This window comes from Bacillus sp. SJ-10 (assembly GCF_002843505.1).
Classification (GTDB): domain Bacteria; phylum Bacillota; class Bacilli; order Bacillales; family Bacillaceae; genus Bacillus; species Bacillus velezensis.
Genome location: NZ_CP025258.1, coordinates 1,597,965 through 1,619,805 on the forward strand (window position 1 = coordinate 1,597,965; position 21,841 = coordinate 1,619,805).

Below are 21,841 nucleotides of genomic sequence, written 5' to 3' on the forward strand. Positions count from 1 at the left end.
ACTCTTTTTTATTATTTTTCAAACATGCTTGTAGAATGCAGAGGCTGGACGCGCGCTTTCGGGTCCATGTAAGCCTTCGCGTTGTTCACGGCTGTCGGAGCTTCGCCGAAACCGCTGGCGATCAGCTTGACCTTGCCTTCATATGTGCAGATATCTCCGGCGGCAAAGAAGCCTTCGATATTCGTTTCCATTGTGCTTTTGACGACGATGGAATTTTTCTCGATTTCAAGGCCCCAGTTTTTAATCGGGCCGAGAGAAGAAACAAAGCCGTAGTTTACGATCAGGTCATCAATTTCAATGATTTCTTTACGGTCGCCTTTCACTTCTTCGAGAACGAGCTGTTCGATCCGGTCTTCACCGACAAGTTCAGCGGGAACAAACGGTGTCAGCACGTTGACTTTAGAATTATGCAGGTTTTCGACACTGTGCTCATGCGCGCGGAATTTATCACGGCGGTGGATGATGCTGACTTCTTTGGCGATCGGCTCAAGCATGAGCGCCCAGTCCACCGCGGAATCGCCGCCGCCCAGAACGGCAACGCGTCTGCCTGCGAATTGATTGAGGTCGTCAATGAAGTAGTGCAGGTTTTTGCCCTCATATTGTTCCGCTGATTCCAGCTCAAGCTTTCTCGGCTTAAATGCGCCGTTTCCCGCTGTAATAATAACCGTTTTTGAATAATGCGTTTCTGAATTCGTGACAAGCTTAAACACACCGTCCGCCTGTTTTTCAACAGATTCAACGGCCTGCTCTAAGCAGATGGTCTGATCGAACTTTGCCATTTGCTCTTTTAAGTTGTTCACAAGTTCTTGGGCGCGGATTTTCGGGAATCCGGCTACATCATAAATATATTTTTCAGGGTACAGCGCGCTGAGCTGGCCGCCAAGCTGAGGCAGGCTCTCGATGATTTTGACGCTCGCCTGTCTCATTCCCCCGTAAAAAGCGGTAAACAGGCCGACCGGGCCGCCGCCGATGACCGTAATATCATAAACCTTTGAATCCTCTTGCATACCAAATTGCCTCCTAATTGAAAATTGTTATTAATTATAACATACAATTTAAAAGGATGACGAGTGCCGAAAACCGCCCGGCCGCTTCATTCTTGAAAAAAATTGCGGCCGCCGCTAATATGGGGACAAATTCCAATCTGTTTTTTCCTGAATGTTTTCTGATTCTTCCGGATAGTATGGTGATATGCAGACATGTGCGGTTTTCTAAAAAATTTTATATTTCATTTCATAAAATCCCGCCAATAAGCTGAAGCTAATACAAATGTTGATTTGATTATGCGTCTAACAGCAAAAAAAAGAAGGTGGATGTGATGGCATTGAATAAACCCAAAATCGTGGTTTTAGGTGCAGGTTATGGTGGATTAATGACAGTAACAAGGCTTCCGAAGCATATCGGGGCAAATGACGCTGACATTACTTTGGTCAATAAACACAATTATCATTATGAAACGACATGGATGCATGAAGCGAGCGCAGGAACGCTGCATCATGACCGCTGCAGATATCAAATAAAAGATGTAATCAATGAATCACGGGTCAAATTTGTGCAGGATACCGTAAAAGCGATAGATGTGCAAAATAAAAAGGTGACGCTTTCACAAGGGGACATCCCTTATGATTATCTTGTCATCGGGCTTGGCGCCGTCCCTGAAACATTCGGGATTAAAGGCTTAAAAGAATTCGCTTTTCCGATCGCGAATATTAATACGTCGCGCCAGCTGAAAGACCATATTGAGCTCCAATTTGCGACATACAATACGGAGGCTGAAAAACGCCCTGACCGCTTAACCATCGTTGTCGGCGGAGCGGGCTTTACGGGAATTGAATTTCTCGGTGAACTTGCGAACCGCAAGCCGGAGTTATGCAGATATTATGATATAGATGAAAGTCTCGTCCGGATCGTCTGTGTCGAGGCCGCCCCGACGGTTTTGCCGGGATTTGATCCGGAGCTTGTCGATTACGCCGTTCAATACCTTGAGAGCAAAGGCGTTGAATTTAAAATCGGCACCGCGGTTCAAGAATGCCGCGCAGACGGTGTCACAGTCGGCAAGAAAGATGAAGAACCGGAAGAAATCAAATCGCAGACCGTTGTCTGGGCCGCGGGCGTGCGCGGACATCCGATCGTGGAGGAAGCGGGTTTTGAAAATATGCGCGGCCGTGTCAAGGTCAACCCTGATCTTCGGGCGCCGGGACATGATGACGTTTTTATTCTCGGCGACAGCTCGCTCTTTATCAATGAAGAGACGGAACGGCCGTACCCGCCGACTGCTCAGATCGCGATGCAGCAAGGAGAAACGGTCGCCAAAAATCTGGGCGGTTTGATTAAAGGAGGCCAGCTTGAAGAGTTCAAGCCTGACATTAAAGGAACCGTCGCCTCCCTCGGTGAGCATAACGCCGTCGGAGTCGTATACGGCAGGAAGCTCAAAGGCATGCCGGCGTCCTTTATGAAAAAGGTCATTGACAACCGCTCGCTCTTTATGATCGGCGGTCTGGGCCTGACGCTGAAAAAAGGGAAGTTTAAATTCTTCTGAAAACCCGCGCCCGCGGGTTTTCTCTTCTTTTAAAAAAGAGCGCTATAAAAAGCATGTAAAAGAAAATAAAGAATGTTTCCGCTTACATGAGTTGTTTTGTCACATATTCTGACTTGTTGCTTGACAAGTAAATATGATATATTATCAGAAAATTTAGAAAAAGGGTGATCCGCATGAAAACGACAGCAAAAAGCACGGCGGCGTGTCCGTTCTGCTCAGGTAAAGGGTATTTTCAATTGCTTCTTGGCGGCTCCGAAACATGTCCCTCCTGCCAGGGAAGCGGCAAAGAGAGACGATGATTTTTCCAGACGTTGACTTTTTTACCGTCCCCGAGGTACACTGAAAGTGCTGTAGGGGGTGGATGTTTGTGATTAGTTTGCCGGTTGTCCTGATCTCAATCGTACTATTTTTTGTACTGTTTTTCGGCATAGGCTTTCTGTTGAACATGCTGCTTAGAATGTCGTGGATTATGGCTGTTGTCTATCCGATTGTATGCCTTTTCATTATCAGCAATAAAAAGATGATCAGTTACGTGCAGGCGCCGGGGGAATCCTTTCAAAGCCTGTTTCAGCGCATCATGTCATTAGCGGTTGCGGATGTTGTGATTTTGGCGGGCGGACTGGCGGGAGCCATCATGTCAGGCATTGCCATAAAGGCGCTCAGAAAAAGAGGATATCAAATGTTTTAAGCCGCTTTCTTATTCGAGAAAGCTTTTTTTGTGTCGCGGCGCTTTTTGTATAGCACCTCACCGAGTTGGGAACAATGACTCGGAGGAGAGTGATTTCAGATTGACGATAATCAGACGCGTATTCATGATCGTGCTCTTTTTGGGCGCATGCCATGCGACATACTTTTCCATAACCGGTGTTGAAGCAAAGGATCTGACAAATTGGATGACGGAACATCGCGGCGCCGTTTTGAAAAACATCGCAACTCCGTTTCAATCCTTACAGAATCAGCCGGAAAAGAAGGCATCAGGCAGGATAAAACCGCTGGAAGAAGCTTTTGACTGGGAACGCTATCCGTCACAAAAGGTGACGGCCACCGGTTATACCGCCGGAGCGGAATCTACCGGAAAATCTCCGGGGCATCCGCAGTACGGAATTACATATTCAGGCGTGAAGGTCAAACGAGATTTATATTCAACTGTTGCGGCCGATCCGTCTGTTTTCCCGATCGGGACGATTCTGTTTATACCGAATTACGGTTACGGGGTTGTCGCCGATACCGGCTCAAAAATTAAAGGCAGCCGCCTTGACCTCTACTTTGACACCGTCAAGGACGTCTATAACAATTGGGGCAAAAAAACACTTGAGGTCTACATTATTAAAAAAGGGAACGGCACAGTGACCGAGGACGAACTTGTAAAGCTGAACGAAACCAAGTCGCTGCAAGTGTTCAGAAATCAATACAAAACGGTAAAAGAATAAAAACGCTTCAGCATCCGCTGAAGCGTTTTTTACATAAAGAGATAATCTAAAATCAATGTCAGCACAATACCGGTGACGCCGCCGAAGAATACTTCAATCGGCTGATGGCCGAGCAGTTCTTTCAGTTTCTTCTGTTTTTCCTTCTCTTCCGCTTTCTGAAAGTCCTTCGCTTCGCTGACAAACCGATTAAAGTCGATGACAAGTTTATTAATGACCGTCGCCTGTTCACCCGCATGCCGCCTGACACCTGTAGCGTCGAACATCGTAATGACGGCGAAAATCGCGGCGACTGCAAACAGGGGCGAGTCCAGCCCCTGTTGCAAAGCGACTCCGGTTGACAGCGCAGTGACGGCGGCGGAATGGGAGCTCGGCATGCCGCCTGTGCTCGTCACAAGAGACCAGTCAAGTTTTTTGGATACGATAAATTGAATAGGCACTTTTACAACTTGGGCAAAAATAATGGCGGCAAAACTCGCCAGTAAAGGAAAATTCATAAGTACATCCATATGCGACATCCTTTCTGTATCTGCTGATTCCGATCGCATCGAAAAACTGCAGAAAACGCCCTTAGTTTGGTAAAATAAAATCAATGAAAAATGTTTTTTCATTATACCACTTTACATAACAAATACCCACATAAGGAGTGTGTACTCATGTTTTATGCATCTGATCAACTGCGGCATCCCGAAACACTGGTCATCGGTCTTTTTCAAAAAAGCACGCTGAACGGATTTACGAAGGAATTGGATGATAAATTGGACGGTCATCTGACCCAGCTGTTAAAGGATGGTGATGTGTCCGCCAAACGCAATCGTGTATCAAAAGTATACCCTCCGGCTGCGACCGGTATGAAACGTATTTATTTTATCGGCCTGGGAAGAGAAGCGGATTATTCGTTTGAAGATACGAAAGAATGCTTTGCACGAGTATTTCAGCAGGTTCATCAAGATAAAAAACAGGAAGTATCCGTGTTGCTCGATACATTCGTCTCCGGTGAAGTGCCTGCCGCCGATGCCGCTCATGCGCTTTCAGAAAGCTGTCTGCTTGCGGTTTACGAAGTGCAGGATTATAAACATAAATCGAATGAGCCGGATCAGGAACTGAAATCAGTCTGCGCCGTGACCGAAGAAGACCTGAGGGAAGTGCAGGCCGGCCTGAACGTCGGAGCGGCATACGGCCAAGGGACGAATTCAGCCCGCACGCTTGTGAATATGCCGGGTAATATGCTGACGGCCACTGATTTGGCGTCATATGCCGCTGAGCTTGCGGCGAAATACGATTTCGAGTGTGAAATTTTAGAAAAAGATGAAATGGAAGAGCTCGGCATGGGAGGGCTGCTTGCTGTTAACAAGGGCTCATCCGAACCGCCGAAAATGATCGTTCTGAAGTATCAGGGCAAAGATCAGTGGGAAGACGTCATCGGCCTGGTCGGTAAAGGAATTACCTTTGATACGGGCGGATATTCAATTAAGCCGAAAACCGGCATTGTCGGCATGAAAAGCGATATGGGAGGGGCCGCCTCGGTATTAGGGGCAATGGAGATTATCGGCGAACTGCGGCCTGAACAAAACGTGCTCGCTGTCATACCGTCTACGGACAACATGATTTCGTCCGATGCGATGAAGCCGGATGATGTCATCGTTTCGCTCAGCGGAAAAACCATTGAGATCCTGAACACCGATGCGGAAGGGCGTCTCGTGCTTGCCGACGGCATCACATACGCCAAGCAGCACGGAGCCTCTGTCCTCGTAGACGTCGCAACGTTAACGGGCGGTGTCATTGTCGCCTTAGGGAACGAAATGACGGGCGCTATGACTAATCACGCCGCGTTTTATGAACAGGTGGCGGAATCGGCGAAAGAATCCGGCGAGCCGATCTGGCAGCTTCCGATTACAGAAAAGGATAAAAAACGGGTGAGAAACAGTCAGATGGCTGATTTGAACAATTCTCCGGGAAGAGAAGGCCACGCGATTATGGCGGGGGCATTCATTGGTGAATTCGCGGAAAACACGCCGTGGGTTCATCTCGATATTGCGGGAACCGCAACGGCGAATAAAGCGACATGCTTCGGCCCTGCCGGCGCAACAGGCGTCATGGCAAGGACGTTGGCTGTTTTGACTGAGCGGTTTACGCCCGAAAGATAACAGCAACCCGCTGCCTTGATGCAGCGGGTTTTTTGATTTCCAAAATCTTTAGTTGACTAAAGCGCAGAATCTATGGTAACTTTAATTATCTACTACATTAGCAAACTAAAGGATTTTTGGAGGGACTCATCAATGAATGCTGTTGTTGTCGCAGTATTGCTTATGCTCGTCTTAAGCCTGCTGCGTGTCAATATTATTATAGCTTTAATGATCGGCGCGCTTGCCGGCGGGCTGACCGGCGGCTTAGGCCTCGGAGAGACGGTGAAGGCTTTTACGGACGGTCTCGGCGGAAATGCCACCGTCGCGGTCAGCTACGCGCTGCTCGGAGCATTTGCCGCGGCGCTGACAAAGACGGGGCTTCCCGATGCAATGGTGGAAGCGTCTGTCAAACTAATCGGAAAAAAGGAAGATTCGCGGAAAAAAGCACTGTCAAAAGTATTAATCGTACTGATTATTTTAATCATATCCTGTTTCTCGCAAAACGTGGTGCCCGTTCATATTGCGTTTATTCCTGTATTGATTCCGCCGCTTTTAAAAATATTTAATGAACTTGAAATAGACCGCAGGCTGATCGCGTGTGTGATGACATTCGGACTGACTGCGCCGTATATCGTTCTGCCTGTCGGATTCGGACAGATTTTCCAGGGGATGCTGAGAGATAATATGGCGTCAGCCGGTTTAAAGGTGCCGCTCAGTGATATCCCGTATGCTTTAATCATCCCGACGGCCGGGATGGCGGTCGGTTTAATTTTAGCCGTCATCGTCTTCCGGAAACCGAAGAAATATGAGACGAAGGAGATTGCCGGACTATCGTCTTCTCCTTATACGAAAAAAAGCATTGCCATCGCCCTGATCTCCATTGCCGTGTCGCTTGCCGTTCAGCTCTATCTGTCACAGGTGCTCGGAGTGGAAGGTATGATCATGGGCGCGCTTGCCGGCTTGTTTACGCTGTTTATCAGCGGAGTCATGAAGCGCAATGAAGCGGATAAGCTGATCACGGACGGCATGATTCTGATGGCTTTTATCGGGTTTGTCATGCTTGTTGCAGCCGGTTTTTCAAATGTATTGAATAAAACGGGCGATGTGGCTTCCTTGGTCAAAGCATCAACAGGCTTTATCGGCCACAGCCAATCATTAGGCGCGCTCCTGATGCTGGTGGTCGGTTTATTAATCACGATGGGAATCGGATCATCATTTGCAACCGTACCCGTCATTACGACCATATTTGTCCCGCTGTGCGCTCAGCTCGGATTCAGCCCGATGGCGACGATCGCCGTAATCGGAGCGGCCGCCGCGGTCGGTGATGCGGGTTCTCCTGCAAGTGACAGTACGCTCGGGCCGACGTCAGGCCTCAGCGCCGACGGACAGCACCACCACATTTGGGATACGTGCGTACCGACATTTATTTTCTATAACATTCCGCTTGTGATATTCGGCTGGATTGCCGCGCTTGTCCTGTAAAAAAAAGGCTCCCGGAAAGGGGAGCCTTTTTGTATGCTGAGAACATCTTACGCCGGATTTCTGCTGAACCCCGTCGCTTTATGAATAGACCTGTATACGGCAGGCGCGATTGATGCCAATAACAGTGCTAAAACGATATCTTTTATGAAAAACCATATCATGTAAAACCAGGCCATTCCGTAGCTGATCGGAGCATGAAGCCATAATTTCAGCGCAATATACGTATAGGTCGTGCCAATGATATAAATGACGGCGGTACCGATCAAAGAGGCCCATGCATAATGCAGGCGGCCGGGTTTTTTTGTTTTTTCCAGCAGCCATCCGGCTGCAAATGCCGCCGGGATGTAAGCGAGAATAAATCCGCCGCTCTTTCCGATAAACGGCGCAAAGCCTGCTGAGAATTGGGCGAAAACAGGCGCCCCCGCGAGTCCGGCCAATGCGTATACCGTCATTGCAATGGCTGCCCGTCTGGCGCCGAGAAGCATCGCGGCTAACAGACAAAAGAAAGGCTGCAGCGATAACGGAATTCCCGCAACTTGCAAAAAAGGAGCCATTGATGTAATGTTGGCGCCGACGGCCATCAGTGCGGCAAACATGCCGATAAGCGCCATATCGCCCGCACGAAGGTTGCGTTGTTTCATTTGTTTTTCCCCCTTACACTTGTACCAGATTAGCGTAATCGAAGGGTGATTGATTGTCAACAAAGATTTAATGCAGGTTTACTAAATGGAGGGAGCCATATGTTTTTCGGGAAAACGAAACAAACAAAACAGTCGGAACGGATTCCGCCAAACCAAAATGTCACAACGAAGTTTCCCGTGCTTCACGCCGGAAATGTTCCTTATTATGAAGATATGTCAAAATGGAATCTGCAAGTGTACGGACTTGTTGACCGTCCTATGCTGTTAAGCTTTGAAGATATCAAAGCCTTTCCGGAAGCCGAAGTGAAAAATGATATTCATTGCGTCACGGGCTGGTCCCGTCTTGATAATATCTGGCAGGGAATACGCGCCAAAGACATCGCTGAGAAAGCGGGCGTGCACAAAGAAGCGGGATTCGTCATTCTGCACGCTGAAGAGGGCTGGACGGCCAACCTGCCGCTTTCTGATTTTACGCGGGAAACATCCCTGCTGGCATATGCGCATAACGGCGAGCCGTTAACGCCAGAGCACGGCTATCCGCTAAGAGGCGTTTTCCCCCATCTTTATTTTTGGAAAAGCGCAAAATGGCTGCGCGGCATTCAGTTTACAAAGGAAAACCACCCCGGCTTTTGGGAGAAAAACGGCTACCATATGAGGGGAGATCCATGGAAGAATGAGCGCTTTACATGGGATTAAGCCTCCTATCACTATATAGTTCTTAGGTACCTTATTGAAATAAGGTGCTTTTTTTATATCAAAAATCCATTGACTTTGTTTGGCAAAAAACCTATTATTTGAGGTGTCTTTTGATATTGAAAATCATTATCAATAAGCATAGATAAAGCAATTGCCGCAAAGGGGATGAACACATAATGGACGGAAAACAAATAAAGCGGGGTTTCGCGCCGGCCGGCCGATACGCGGTTCCGGGCACAGAAGTAAGAGAAATGCGCTCAAAAGGAGGCCGTACGTATCGTATCTTTGCCTCTTTTCCTCAGGAAGAACCGCCTGCATCCGGCTTCCCCGTCATATACCTGCTCGATGCGAATTCCGTGTTCGGCACAATGGCCGAAGCTTTGCGGGTGCAAAGCCGACGGCCTGAAAAAACAGGCGTTGTTCCGGCGGTGATTGTCGGAATCGGCTACCCGACAGATCAGCCGTTTTCCGCCGAACGTCACAGTGATTTTACGATGCCGCTTTCTGAATCAGAACTGCCGGTGCATCCGCGCGGCGCGGCATGGCCCGAACAGGGAGGGGCGGAAGCATTTCTGGAGTTTATAGAAGAAGAAGTAAAGCCCGCGATGGAGCGGGATTATCCGATCGACAGAGGCAGGCAGACGATTTTCGGCCATTCGCTGGGCGGTCTTTTTGTGCTGCAAGTGCTTTTGACGAGGCCGGACATGTTTCAGACCTATGTTGCCGGGAGTCCGTCAATTCACTGGAACAAGCGTTTTATTCAGGAAAAAGCGGAACGTTTGTCAGACCGGCTCTCTGCGGAAAATCTTCAAGTCAGCGTATTGCTGGCTGCGGGAGAAATTGAAAAAACACATAAAAGCAGAATCCCGCAGCACGCAGAGGCGCTGTACTCTTTATTATGCGGGTTTGAAGATGATGGAGTCCGTGCTGAATACAGCGAGTTTGAAGGAGAGGGCCATATTTCTGTCCTGCCCGTTTTAATCAGCAGGGCACTGCGTTTCTGCCTGAATCCGGGAGGGCCGCATACCCCGTATTCTCCCGCATGAGAAAAAACAGGCCCTTCGAACTAAATGCGGCTGATTCTAATTTTCTAATTGACTGCGTGTTTTGATTTGGATATGATTGTCTTGAATCATAATTGATAATGATAATCATTATCAATATAGAAAGGGAATGATAATATGGACGCATTGGGAATGAAAGGGAAAACGGCCGTTGTCACCGGCGCCGCTCAAGGCATCGGAGAAGCAACAGCGCTTGCCCTTGCTGAACAAGGCGTAAATGTGGCAGCTATAGATACAAATGAAGACCTGCTTCTCGGGCTTACTGACAGACTTCGGAAAAAAGGCGTGCAGGCGCAGGGGTTTGCCGCAGATGTATCTGACAGTGCGGCTGTCAATGATATCATCGCCGCCGTTGAACGCGACATGGGGCCTATTGAAATATTGGCGAACGTTGCGGGCGTGCTGCGGCCGGGTCCGGTGCAATCCCTCAGTGATGAAGATTGGGATCAAACATTTTCTGTTAATACGACCGGCGTTTTTCATGTATCGCGGGCTGTAAGCCGGTACATGATTGAGCGTCAAAAAGGCGCCATCGTTACGGTCGGTTCGAATGCAGCCGGCGTTCCGCGTGCTTCCATGGCGGCTTATGCGGCGTCAAAAGCGGCTGCCGTCATGTTTACGAAATGCCTCGGACTGGAGCTTGCGGCCCATCATATCCGCTGCAACATCGTATCTCCGGGTTCAACGGAAACCGACATGCAGCGGGCGCTGTGGCAGGACGAGAATGGAGCCCGGGACGTCATCAGAGGTTCGCTTGATACATATAAAACGGGAATTCCGCTTCAAAAGCTGGCGAAGCCTTCTGATATTGCAAATGCCGTTTTGTTTCTGGCTTCTGAACAGGCAAACCATATTACGATGCATGATTTATGCGTTGATGGCGGCGCTACTTTAGGCGTTTGATTTAACGAGAAGGAGGGACAAACATGACAAATCAACATTTATTGGCGGAAGTGTCAGCAAAAGAGGTGCTGGACGCTTACAAGCCCGGGGCGTTCTTTTTAGCTTCCCCGAAAAGTACGATGCTTGCGGAAGGAATGTTTGCGGAAGTGCCTGATACAGACGCGGAAAATCAGCTGGATTCACTGCCTGAACGCGTGAGACAGACGCTTCTTGAGGCAAAGCAAGCCGGCATCAAACATCCGATTGCGGCCGGCGCCATTCCTTTTGACAGCAGAAAAGCTTCCCGGCTTTTTGTACCGAAGAATGTCCATACGGCAGGCCCGCTTTCGTTTGCGGTATCTTCCGCAGAAAAGCCGCAATCCAATACATATGACATCTGTCCCGTTCCGGAGCCTGAGGGCTTTATGAGCGGTGTGGAACAAGGCGTATTCAACATTACGGACGGTCCGCTCAGCAAAATCGTGCTGTCAAGGACGCTTCATCTGACCGCTGAAAAGGATATCGACATTCCTCAGGCCGTCAAGCATTTGGCGCAGCACAACCCGCGCGGCTATACATTCGCTGCGGATGTGACGGGAACGTCAGAAACAAGAAAAACGCTTTTCGGCGCAAGTCCTGAACTGCTGCTGTCCAAAAACGGAACATCGATTCTGTCCAATCCGCTGGCAGGTTCCAGACCTCGCAGCACAGATCCCGCCGAGGATCAGAGAAGAGCGGAAGAACTGCTGCAATCAGCAAAAGATCTGCATGAACATGCCGTAGTCGTGGCCGCCGTGGCCGCCGCCCTTAAACCGTTCTGCCGTGTACTTGATGTGCCGGAAAAACCGTCACTCATTAAAACTGAGGCGATGTGGCACCTGTCCACCGAGGTAAAGGGAGAGCTGCGTGATCCGTCAACGACATCACTTGAGCTGGCCATCGCCCTGCATCCGACACCTGCGGTATGCGGAACGCCGACGGATGCGGCGAGAGAAGCGATTCAGGATATTGAGCCGTTTGACCGCAATTTCTACACGGGAATGGCGGGCTGGTGTGATGCTGAGGGTGACGGAGAATGGATTATCGCACTTCGCTGCGCCGAAGCGAAAACAAGGTCTCTTCGGCTCTTTGCGGGTGCCGGGATTGTCGCCGGATCAAAGCCGCAGGATGAATTGGACGAAACATCGGCGAAATTTCGCACCATGCTCCGGGCGATGGGGCTTTACCAAGATGAGTTGTAAAAAAGGAGGGAACGGATCGTGCTGACTGGATTTACGCCATGGCCGGAAGAATGGGCTGACAAATACCGAAAAGACGGCTGCTGGAAGGGTGAGACGTTCGGAGGAATGCTGAAAGAGCGCGCGGCTTTATACGGAAATCAAACTGCCGTGACGTGTAAAGATGTACATTGGAGCTACAAAGAATTAGATGAAAGGGCCGATCGTTTAGCGGCGGGACTGCATAAGCTCGGAATTCAAAAGGAAGACCGCGTTGTCGTTCAGCTGCCGAATATCGCTGAGTTTTTTGAAGTGATTTTCGCGCTGTTCAGGCTCGGAGCGCTGCCCGTTTTCGCACTGCCTTCCCATAGAAGCAGTGAGATTACGTATTTCTGCGAGTTTGCAGAGGCGAAAGCATACATCATTCCTGATATGCATTCAGGTTTTGATTACAGAGCGCTTGCCAGACAGGTGAAAGACAAACTTCCGGATTTGGCGCATGTCATTGTGGCCGGCGAAGCTGAAGAGTTTCAAGAACTGAGCAGCCTGCATAGAGAGCCGGTTCAGCTGGAAGATATAAGCCCGGCGGAAGTCGCCTTTTTACAGCTTTCAGGAGGCAGTACGGGGCTGTCCAAGCTGATTCCGCGAACACACGACGATTACATATACAGTTTGCGCATCAGCGCGGAAATATGCGGCTTGGATCATCACAGCGTTTATTTGGCCGCTCTGCCGACAGCGCATAATTATCCGCTCAGCTCGCCGGGTGTGCTGGGAACTTTATATGCCGGAGGCCGGGTTGTTCTGTCACCGACGCCGAGTCCGGATGACTGCTTCCCGTTAATTGAAAAAGAACGTGTCACAATTACAGCGCTCGTCCCGCCGCTTGCGATGGTGTGGATGGACGCATCCGGTTCGCGAAGTGATGATTTATCAAGCCTTCAAGTGCTGCAGGTGGGAGGCGCCAAATTCAGCGCTGAGGCGGCCCGCCGCGTGAAGAGCGCTTTCGGATGCACCCTTCAGCAGGTTTTCGGAATGGCGGAAGGATTGGTGAATTATACGAGACTGGATGATCCTGAAGAGATCATTGTCAATACGCAAGGCAGACCGATGTCACCTTTTGATGAGGTCAGGGTTTTAGACGATAACGGGCGGGATGTCGCCCCCGGTGAAGCGGGACATTTGTTTACACGCGGCCCTTACACGATTCGCGGATATTATAAAGCGCCTGAACATAATGAAAGATCATTCACAGCCGACGGATTTTATCAGACCGGCGATATCGTCAAACTGACGGCGGACGGCTATATCATCGTCGAAGGACGTGCGAAAGATCAAATCAATCGGGGCGGTGAAAAAATAGCCGCTGAGGAGGTGGAAAATCACCTTCTTGCGCATCCTGCCGTTCATGATGCGGCCATGGTTTCAATGCCGGATGATTTTCTCGGGGAGAGATCCTGTGTGTTCGTCATCCCGAAAGGAGAAGCGCCGAAACCGGGAGAGCTGAAAGCATTTTTACGTGAGCGCGGATTGGCGGCATATAAAATCCCCGACCGGATTGAATTTATCGCTTCTTTCCCGAAAACCGGCGTCGGCAAGGTCAGTAAAAAGGATCTTCGCGAAACGATCGCCCAAAAAGTAAAGCCGGCTGAAATCAAACAATCTTAAAAAAAGGAAGTGTTTACATTGGCTATACCGTCTATTCCCGCATATGCGCTGCCGACAGCGTCAGATATGCCTGAAAATAAAGTATCGTGGACGCTGAATCCGAAACGCGCGGTGCTTCTGATCCATGACATGCAGAATTATTTCGTCGATGCTTTTGCGAAAGGTGAAGCTCCGATCACGGAGGCGGCTGAGAATATCAAAAAAATAAAAGAGCAATGCAAAGCACTCGGCATTCCGGTGGTGTATACCGCGCAGCCGGGCAGCCAAGACCCGGCGGACCGCGCGCTGCTGACGGATTTTTGGGGGCCGGGGCTAAAAAGCGGGCCTTATGAAGAAAAGGTCATTCCGGAGCTTGCCCCGGATGATCAGGACATTGTCCTCACAAAGTGGAGATACAGCGCGTTTAAACGGACGAATCTCCTTGAGATCATGCGTGAAAGCGGCAGAGACCAGCTCATGATTACGGGAATTTATGCACACATCGGCTGCCTCGTCACAGCCTGTGAAGCATTTATGGATGATATCCAAAGCTTCTTTATCGGAGACGCCGTTGCTGATTTTTCTTCAGAAAAACATAAGATGGCCATCGAATATGCGTCTCAGCGCTGCGCTTACACGGCTTTGACAAACGAAGTACTGGAGCTGCTGGGCGGCGCGCCGGTTTCTGAAGGAGCAGAGAAGACTTCCGCCGTATTGACAAAAGACCGGGTGCGGGAACAAATTGCGGCGATTCTTCAAGAATCACCGTCTGATATTCCGGATCATGAAGACCTGCTGGACAGAGGTCTTGACTCCGTCAGAATCATGAGCCTTGTCGAACAATGGCGCCGTGACGGAGCTGAAGTGACGTTTGTGGAACTGGCGGAGAACCGGACGCTGGAAGAGTGGTGGAGACTTCTTTCTTCCCGATCTCAAAAAGTCTTGCCGAACGCAGATTATTTATAAAGGGAGAGAATAGAATGCATGATACACAACAGCTGCCTCTGACAGGCGCACAGGCCGGTATCTGGTTTGCGCAGCAGCTTGATCCTGATAATCCGATTTACAATACAGGCGAGTACGTTGAGATAAACGGCGCGATCGATGTGAACATATTTAAAACCGCTCTCGACCGCGTGCTGACGGAAGCCGCGTCATTACACGCCCGCTTCGAAGAGGGGGCAGACGGGCCGAAGCAGATCATCAATCCTCCATTTGAGGCTGCGATCGATGTCATAGATGTGAGTTCAGAAGCTGATCCGAAGCAGGCCGCACTCAGACTCATGCAGACAGATTTGGCTGAGCCCGTCGATATGGCGGCCGGGCCTCTGTTCCGCGACATTTTATTTCAGGCGGGACCGGAACGCTTTTTCTGGTATCAGCGCATTCACCACATTGCGATAGACGGCTACGGTTTTTCACTGCTGGCACGGCGTACGGCGCAAGTGTACACCGCAATACGGGAGGGACGTCCGGATAACGGGCGCTCCTTCGGTTCTTTGGAGGATCTGGTAAAAGAAGATCAAGAGTACCGCGCGTCTGATCAATTCCTGAAAGATCGGGAATTTTGGATGGAGAAATTTGCGGATGAACCTGATGTCGTCAGTTTGGCGGAAAGAGCGCCGAGAACGTCAACACGTTTTCGGAGAAGCACGGCTTATCTTTCTGAAACGGCTTTACAGCATGTAAAAGCGATTCCGAACTGGCATGAAGCCGTCACGGCCGCAGCGGCGGTATATGTCCATCGGATGACAAACGCGGGGGATATCGTACTCGGCTTACCGATGATGGGGCGGATCGGCTCGATTTCACTGAATATTCCGAGTATGGTCATGAATCTTATGCCTTTACGGCTTTCTCTTCGCCCGGATATGAATTTTCATGAGGCCGTCAGCCAAGTGGCAAAAGAAATCCGAAACATCCGGCGCCATCAGAAATACCGCCATGAAGATATGCGCCGCGACCTTAAATTGCTCGGAGAAAATCGCAGGCTGTTCGGCCCGCAAGTCAATGTGATGCCGTTTGATTACGCGCTTGATTTCGCCGGAGCGCCGGGCACCGTTCATAATTTATCAGCAGGGCCCGTTGATGATTTGTCAATTAACGTTTACGACAGAGCGGACGGAAGCGGAATGCGTGTGGACTTTGATGCGAATCCGGAAGTGTACAGCACCGAAGATATTGAAAACCATCAAAAACGATTCCTGCTTCTGTTGGAATCCGCTGTGAAAGACCAGACACAAAAAATCGGCACACTCAACCTTCTGCTTGAAAGTGAACGTCTCCGCGTACTGGAAAGCTGGAATGACACGCGCAAGGCCGAGAAGCAGAAAAGTCTGCCGGAGCTGTTTTACGAACAGGCCGTAAAAACACCGGACCGGCCGGCAATCATCACCGAAAACGAAGAGCTCAGCTATGCCGAATTGAACAAGCGCGCGAACCAGCTTGCCGGCATGCTAAAGGAAAAGGGGCTCGGACCGGAACAATTTGCCGCTTTGCTGCTTCCGCGGTCACAGGAGTTGGCCGTGAGTATGCTGGCCGTTTTGAAAACGGGAGCCGCATACCTGCCGCTTGATCCTGATTTTCCTTCTGAGCGGATCGCATACATGCTCAAAGATGCACAGCCTGCATGCCTGATTACAACGATGGAATTATCCGGCCGCATGCCGGAAGACAGTGATGCAAAAAGGATCATTCTCGATGACCCGGATACGGTAAAAACCGTTGCCGCTCAAAATGCTGACTGTCCCGCTCAGGCGGAATGTTCGCCTTTGCACCCCGCTTATATCATTTATACATCGGGCTCAACGGGCAAACCGAAAGGCGTAGTCGTCACATTAAAAAGCGTAAGCAATTTCCTCTTATCCATGCGGGAAATGTTCCCGCTCGGCGAACAAGACCGCCTGCTTGCCGTTACGACTGCGGCGTTTGATATTTCCGGACTTGAGCTCTTCCTTCCGCTCATCAGCGGGGCGGGGTGCGTCATCGCACGTAAAGAGACGATTCAGGAACCGCGGGCGCTTGCGCACATGATTCACTCATACGGTATTTCAATCATGCAGGCAACGCCGACATTGTGGCATTCATTAGTCACCAATGAACCGGATTCTCTCCGGGCGCTGCGGGTGCTTGTCGGAGGTGAGGCGCTTCCGAACGCGCTTATGCATGCTCTGCTTGAATCAGGCTGTACGGTGACGAATCTGTACGGGCCGACTGAAACAACAATCTGGTCGGCCGCACAGCCGCTTGCAAAAGACCATACGGGGGCGCCTCCGATCGGAACGCCGATTTGGAACACGCGGGTATATGTGCTGGACGCCGCATTGCAGCCCGTCCCGCCGGGAATCGCGGGCGAGCTTTATATCGCGGGCGAGGGGCTTGCCAGAGGTTATTATAACCGTCCTGATTTAACAGCTGAAAGATTCATTGCCGATCCGTACGGGCCCGCGGGCGCGAGGATGTACCGGACGGGAGATCTCGTGCGCTGGCGTGAGGACGGCTCGCTTGATTATATCAGCAGAGCCGATCACCAAATTAAAATCCGCGGGTTCCGGATAGAATTAGGAGAAATTGAGTTAGTGCTGTCGAAATATCCGGGTATTTCGCAGGCCGCCGTCATTGTCCGTGAAGACCAGCCGGGAGATAAGCGGCTGGCGGCTTACGCTGTCGCGGATCAGCCCCTTGATATCGGCGGACTTCGTGCATATATGGCCGAAAGCCTGCCGGATTATATGGTGCCGGGCGCGTTTGTACAGCTGAAAGAATTGCCGCTGACACCGAATAAGAAGCTCGATCGCAGCGCTCTGCCTGCACCTGATTTTTCCGCTGTCCTGTCTGACAGAGGGCCGCGGACGCCGCAGGAAGAAATATTATGCGATCTGTTTGCCGAGGTTCTCGGTCTCGCGCGGGTCGGAATTGATGACGGGTTCTTTGAATTGGGCGGACATTCGCTCTTAGCCGGACGCCTGATGAGCCGGGTCCGGGAGACGATGGGCGCAGAGATTGGCATCGGCCGTCTGTTTGATACGCCGACCGTTGCCGGGCTCGCCGCACAGCTTGACACCGCAAAGAGTGCGCGGCCTAAGCTCAAGCCGTTTGACCGGCCGGAGCATATCCCGCTGTCATTTGCGCAGCTGCGTCTTTGGTTTCTCTACTGTCTTGAAGGGCCAAGCCCGACTTACAACATTCCGGTGATTGTCCGCATGTCAGGCAAGCTTGACCAATCAGCGCTGAAACACGCCTTTTACGATGTTGTCAGCCGTCATGAAAGCTTGCGCACCGTTTTTCCGGAAAATAAGGGATCATCTCATCAGCTCATTTTATCTGCTGAAGAAGCCCGCCCTGTGTTTACAGTGACACGTGCGGACAAAAACGAGCTCCAAGACATGCTTGCCGCTGCGGCACGATATCGGTTTGATCTCGCTAAAGAGCCGGCCGTCCGGGCTGAGCTGTTTGATCTTGGTGACGGCAAGTATACGCTGATGATTCTCCTGCATCACATCGCAGGTGACGGCTGGTCCTTGAATCCGCTCATGCGTGACTTATCCATAGCCTATATCGCCCGGCAAACAGGTAAAAAAGCAGAATGGGCGCCGCTGGCGGTTCAATATGCGGATTATGCGCTTTGGCAGCAGCAGCTTTTAGGCAGCGCGTCTGATTCTGAGAGCTTAATTGCGCGCCAGCTGGATTTCTGGAAGAAAACGCTTGAAAATGTACCGGATCAGCTGGAGCTGCCGTCTGATTTTCCGCGTCCTGCTGAATCAAGCTACAGGGGCGGCGTCATTCCGGTCAACATTGGCCAAGAGCTTCATGCCCGTCTTCTCTCACTTGCCAGAAATCAGCGCGTAAGCCTGTTTATGGTGCTTCAATCAGGGCTTTCCGCGTTACTGACCCGGCTCGGTGCAGGGACCGATATTCCGATCGGCAGTCCGATAGCCGGCCGCAGTGATGACGCATTGGGAGACCTTGTGGGTATGTTCATTAATACACTCGTACTGAGAACCGATACCTCTGGCGATCCGAGCTTTTGTGAGCTCCTTGAAAGGGTCAGGGAAATGAATCTCGCAGCATATGAACATCAGGACGTGCCGTTTGAACGTCTCGTGGAAGAATTGAATCCGGTTCGTTCCCGGTCAAGACATCCGCTGTTCCAAGTGATGCTCGCATTCCAAAATACGCCTGACCCTGTACTCAGTCTTCCTGATATGGAAACAAGCCTGCAAATCAGCAGTGTCGGATCGTCCAAATTTGATTTGACGCTGGAATTGGCTGAACAGCGCCATGACGACGGCACGCCTGCCGGTATTGAAGGCCTGCTGGAGTTCAGTACGGACTTATTCAGAAAAGAAACGGCCGAAGCACTTGCCGGACGCCTGCTTCTTCTGCTCGAAGATGCTGCATCACATCCGGAAAAATCGATCGGAAGCTTAACCATTCTTTCTGATGAAGAGCGCCGGAAGCTTTTGCCGGTTAAACGGGCAAAACAGCATATTCAGCCTCGGCAGACACTGCCTGAATTGTTTGAAATACAGGCCGCCGCAAAATCGGATGAAACGGCGGCAGTATTTGGAGAGAGCGGGCTCACTTATAAAGAGCTGAATGAAAGAGCCAATCAGCTCGCGCACATGATGATTGCCCGCGGCGTCGGCCCTGAGCAGTTTGTCGCACTGGCGCTGCCGCGTTCTTTAGATATGATTGTCGGGCTGTTAGCCGTCCTGAAGACGGGGGCAGCGTATTTGCCGCTTGATCCCGATTATCCCGCGGACCGCATTGCTTTTATGTTACATGATGCCAAGCCTGTATTTATGCTCACCAACCGTGAAGGCGCAAGTAAGCTCTCTATCGAAAGCGGCATGCCGGCCTTCATCCTGGATGACCCGCAGAATAAAGAAACACTTGAGCGATATGCCGTCACGAACCCTGCGGACGCTGACCGGATTCATCCGCTGTCACCGCTTCACCCGGCCTATGTCATTTACACGTCGGGATCAACAGGTGTGCCGAAAGGTGTCATCATTCCGCACAGCAATGTTATCAGGCTGTTTGAGTCGACGCGGCATTGGTATCACTTTCATTCTGATGATGTATGGACGATGTTTCACTCCTACGCTTTCGATTTCTCTGTCTGGGAAATGTGGGGGCCGTTGCTTCACGGCGGACGTCTCGTCGTCGTGCCGCATGACATCAGCAGATCGCCGAAAGCGTTTTTACATCTCCTCGTGAAAGAGCGGGTGACCGTGCTTAACCAAACGCCGTCAGCGTTTTACCAGCTGATGCATGCGGAAAAAGAACACAAAGAGCTGGGGCGTCAGCTCGCACTCAGATATATCATCTTCGGCGGCGAGGCGCTTGAGCTGAGCCGGCTTGAGGATTGGTACAGCCGCCACGCGGACAATCAGCCGGTGCTCGTGAATATGTACGGCATTACGGAAACGACGGTGCACGTCAGTTACCTTGAATTAGACAAAAACATTGCCGAACTGAAGGCAAACAGCCTCATCGGCTGCGGCATTCCTGATCTGAACGTATATGTGCTTGATGACCGGCTGGAGCCTGTGCCTCCGGGCATCACGGGCGAAATGTATGTGGCCGGAGGAGGCGTGGCACGCGGTTACTTAGGGCGGCAAAGCCTGACCGCCGAACGCTTTGTGGCTGATCCGTACGGCCCGCCGGGGACGAGAATGTACCGGACAGGGGATTTAGCCCGTCTGCGGACGGACGGTTCTCTTGATTATATGGGCAGAGCGGACCACCAGATTAAAATCCGCGGCTTCCGGATTGAATTGGGAGAAATCGAAGCGGTTCTCGTCAAACATCCGGATGTCGAGGATGCTGCCGTAGTCGTCCGTGAAGACCGGCCGGGAGATAAACGGCTGGCCGCCTACCTTGTCCGATCTGCCGGCAGCACCTTGGACACGGGGGACGTGCGCCGGTTTACCGAAGAAAGCCTGCCGGATTACATGGTTCCGTCAGCTTTTGTCCAAATGAATGAACTGCCGCTGACACCGAATGGAAAGCTTGACCGAAAAGCGCTCCCTGCGCCTGACTTCCAAACGGAGGTCACCGGCCGGGGACCGAGAACGCCGCAGGAAGAAATGCTGTGTGAGCTGTTCGCAGAGGTGCTTCACCTGCCGCGTGTCGGTATTGATGACAGATTCTTTGATTTAGGCGGCCATTCTTTGCTTGCGGTTCATTTAATGAGCCGTATTCGGGAAGCGATGGGAGCCGAGCTGAGTATCGGAACATTATTTGAAGCTCCTACGGTGGCAAGCCTTGCTGAAAGACTTGAGTCAGGAACGGGCACAAGCGCGCTTGATGTTCTTCTTCCGCTCAGAACGGCAGGAGAAGAAACACCGTTGTTCTGTGTCCATCCGGCCGGCGGTCTCAGCTGGTGTTATGCCGGGCTGATGTCTTCTTTAGAGGCTGATTATCCGATATACGGCTTACAGGCGAGAGGCATCGGAAAAAAAGAACCGCTTCCGCAAAGCTTAGATGACATGGCGGCGGATTATATTGAAAAAATCCGCACCGTGCAGCCGAAAGGGCCGTACCGTCTGCTCGGCTGGTCTCTCGGAGGGAATGTCATTCAGGCCATGGCGACACAATTACAGAGCCGGGGTGAAGAGGTTTCGCTTTTGGTGATGCTTGACGCGTATCCGAATCATTTTCTGCCGATAAAAAATGCGCCTGATGACGAGGAAGCCGTCATCGCGCTGCTTGCCCTGGGAGGGTACGACCCGGACAGCCTCGGGGATCAGCCGCTTGATTTTGACACTGCGCTGACCATTCTCCGCCGTGAGGGAAGCGCATTAGCCAGTCTGGACGAGTCAGTGATGATGAATCTGAAAGACACGTACGTTAATTCTGTCGGGCTGTTAGGAACATACAAGCCGAAGCCGTTCCACGGAGATGTGCTGTTCTTCAGATCCACGATTATTCCGGAGTGGTTTGACCCGATTGAGCCGGATACTTGGAAACCGTATATTACGGGGAAAATCGAGCGGTATGACTTAGACTGCCGCCATAAAGATATGTGCCAGCCGGGCCCGCTTGCCGACATCGGCGCGATTCTGGCAGAGAAATTAAACGGACGGCGTACAGTCCGGTAAAGAAAGGAAAGA

Annotated in this window: 16 protein-coding genes; 13 read left to right on the forward strand and 3 right to left on the reverse strand. The window is 51.0% G+C overall.

The features are described from left to right. Positions 1-11: 11 nt before the first annotated feature. Positions 12-1,007 (reverse strand): ferredoxin--NADP reductase 2, encoded by a 996-nt coding sequence (gene yumC, locus CXL14_RS08115; RefSeq protein ID WP_007613496.1) that lies wholly within the window; start codon positions 1,005-1,007, stop codon positions 12-14. Positions 1,008-1,318: 311 nt separating this feature from the next. On the opposite strand from yumC, the gene CXL14_RS08125 reads away from it, so the two are divergent. The 4 genes from CXL14_RS08125 to CXL14_RS08140 all read left to right on the forward strand — a co-directional run bounded on the left by CXL14_RS08125 (position 1,319) and on the right by CXL14_RS08140 (position 3,969). Then, positions 1,319-2,539: an NAD(P)/FAD-dependent oxidoreductase gene (locus CXL14_RS08125; RefSeq protein ID WP_007408709.1), complete on the forward strand. Its 1,221-nt coding sequence runs from the start codon at positions 1,319-1,321 to the stop codon at positions 2,537-2,539. Between the two features lie 173 nt (positions 2,540-2,712). Next, positions 2,713-2,838, forward strand: coding sequence for a YuiA family protein (locus tag CXL14_RS08130; protein ID WP_007408708.1), 126 nt, complete (start codon positions 2,713-2,715; stop codon positions 2,836-2,838). A gap of 68 nt (positions 2,839-2,906) precedes the next feature. Then, on the forward strand, positions 2,907-3,227 hold the full coding sequence (locus CXL14_RS08135; RefSeq protein WP_003151989.1) for a YuiB family protein: 321 nt from the start codon (positions 2,907-2,909) through the stop codon (positions 3,225-3,227). A gap of 100 nt (positions 3,228-3,327) precedes the next feature. Beyond that, a complete protein-coding gene (locus CXL14_RS08140; RefSeq protein ID WP_014418783.1) occupies positions 3,328-3,969 on the forward strand; it encodes a 3D domain-containing protein in 642 nt (213 codons plus the stop codon). Positions 3,970-3,998: 29 nt separating this feature from the next. On the opposite strand, the gene CXL14_RS08145 is transcribed toward CXL14_RS08140, so the two are convergent. Continuing rightward, a complete protein-coding gene (locus CXL14_RS08145; RefSeq protein ID WP_014418782.1) occupies positions 3,999-4,475 on the reverse strand; it encodes a divergent PAP2 family protein in 477 nt (158 codons plus the stop codon). 147 nt (positions 4,476-4,622) lie between these two features. On the opposite strand from CXL14_RS08145, the gene CXL14_RS08150 reads away from it, so the two are divergent. Together CXL14_RS08150 and CXL14_RS08155 are read left to right on the forward strand one after the other, a co-directional pair. Continuing rightward, the gene (locus CXL14_RS08150; protein WP_007408704.1) at positions 4,623-6,113 is read left to right on the forward strand and encodes a leucyl aminopeptidase; all 1,491 of its coding nucleotides are present in this window, start codon (positions 4,623-4,625) and stop codon (positions 6,111-6,113) included. A 132-nt stretch (positions 6,114-6,245) separates the two neighbouring features. Continuing rightward, a complete protein-coding gene (locus CXL14_RS08155; RefSeq protein ID WP_007613482.1) occupies positions 6,246-7,574 on the forward strand; it encodes a Na+/H+ antiporter NhaC family protein in 1,329 nt (442 codons plus the stop codon). A 47-nt stretch (positions 7,575-7,621) separates the two neighbouring features. On the opposite strand, the gene CXL14_RS08160 is transcribed toward CXL14_RS08155, so the two are convergent. Continuing rightward, complete coding sequence (locus CXL14_RS08160) at positions 7,622-8,215, reverse strand: biotin transporter BioY (RefSeq protein ID WP_007408702.1); 594 nt, start codon at positions 8,213-8,215, stop codon at positions 7,622-7,624. Between the two features lie 99 nt (positions 8,216-8,314). Here CXL14_RS08160 and CXL14_RS08165 point away from each other — a divergent pair, with 99 nt between their 5' ends. From CXL14_RS08165 to CXL14_RS08195, 7 genes are all read left to right on the forward strand, one after another. Beyond that, complete coding sequence (locus tag CXL14_RS08165) at positions 8,315-8,911, forward strand: sulfite oxidase-like oxidoreductase (RefSeq protein WP_012118333.1); 597 nt, start codon at positions 8,315-8,317, stop codon at positions 8,909-8,911. 176 nt (positions 8,912-9,087) lie between these two features. Beyond that, a complete protein-coding gene (locus tag CXL14_RS08170) occupies positions 9,088-9,957 on the forward strand; it encodes an alpha/beta hydrolase (RefSeq protein WP_014418781.1) in 870 nt (289 codons plus the stop codon). 135 nt (positions 9,958-10,092) lie between these two features. Continuing rightward, the gene (locus CXL14_RS08175; protein ID WP_014418780.1) at positions 10,093-10,878 is read left to right on the forward strand and encodes a 2,3-dihydro-2,3-dihydroxybenzoate dehydrogenase; all 786 of its coding nucleotides are present in this window, start codon (positions 10,093-10,095) and stop codon (positions 10,876-10,878) included. A gap of 23 nt (positions 10,879-10,901) precedes the next feature. Then, complete coding sequence (dhbC, locus tag CXL14_RS08180) at positions 10,902-12,098, forward strand: isochorismate synthase DhbC (protein WP_014418779.1); 1,197 nt, start codon at positions 10,902-10,904, stop codon at positions 12,096-12,098. An 18-nt stretch (positions 12,099-12,116) separates the two neighbouring features. Continuing rightward, on the forward strand, positions 12,117-13,742 hold the full coding sequence (locus CXL14_RS08185; protein ID WP_014418778.1) for a (2,3-dihydroxybenzoyl)adenylate synthase: 1,626 nt from the start codon (positions 12,117-12,119) through the stop codon (positions 13,740-13,742). Positions 13,743-13,760: 18 nt separating this feature from the next. After that, positions 13,761-14,687: an isochorismatase family protein gene (locus CXL14_RS08190; protein ID WP_014418777.1), complete on the forward strand. Its 927-nt coding sequence runs from the start codon at positions 13,761-13,763 to the stop codon at positions 14,685-14,687. A 14-nt stretch (positions 14,688-14,701) separates the two neighbouring features. Beyond that, positions 14,702-21,829, forward strand: coding sequence for an amino acid adenylation domain-containing protein (locus CXL14_RS08195; protein ID WP_101287761.1), 7,128 nt, complete (start codon positions 14,702-14,704; stop codon positions 21,827-21,829). The last annotated feature ends 12 nt before the right edge of the window (positions 21,830-21,841 follow it).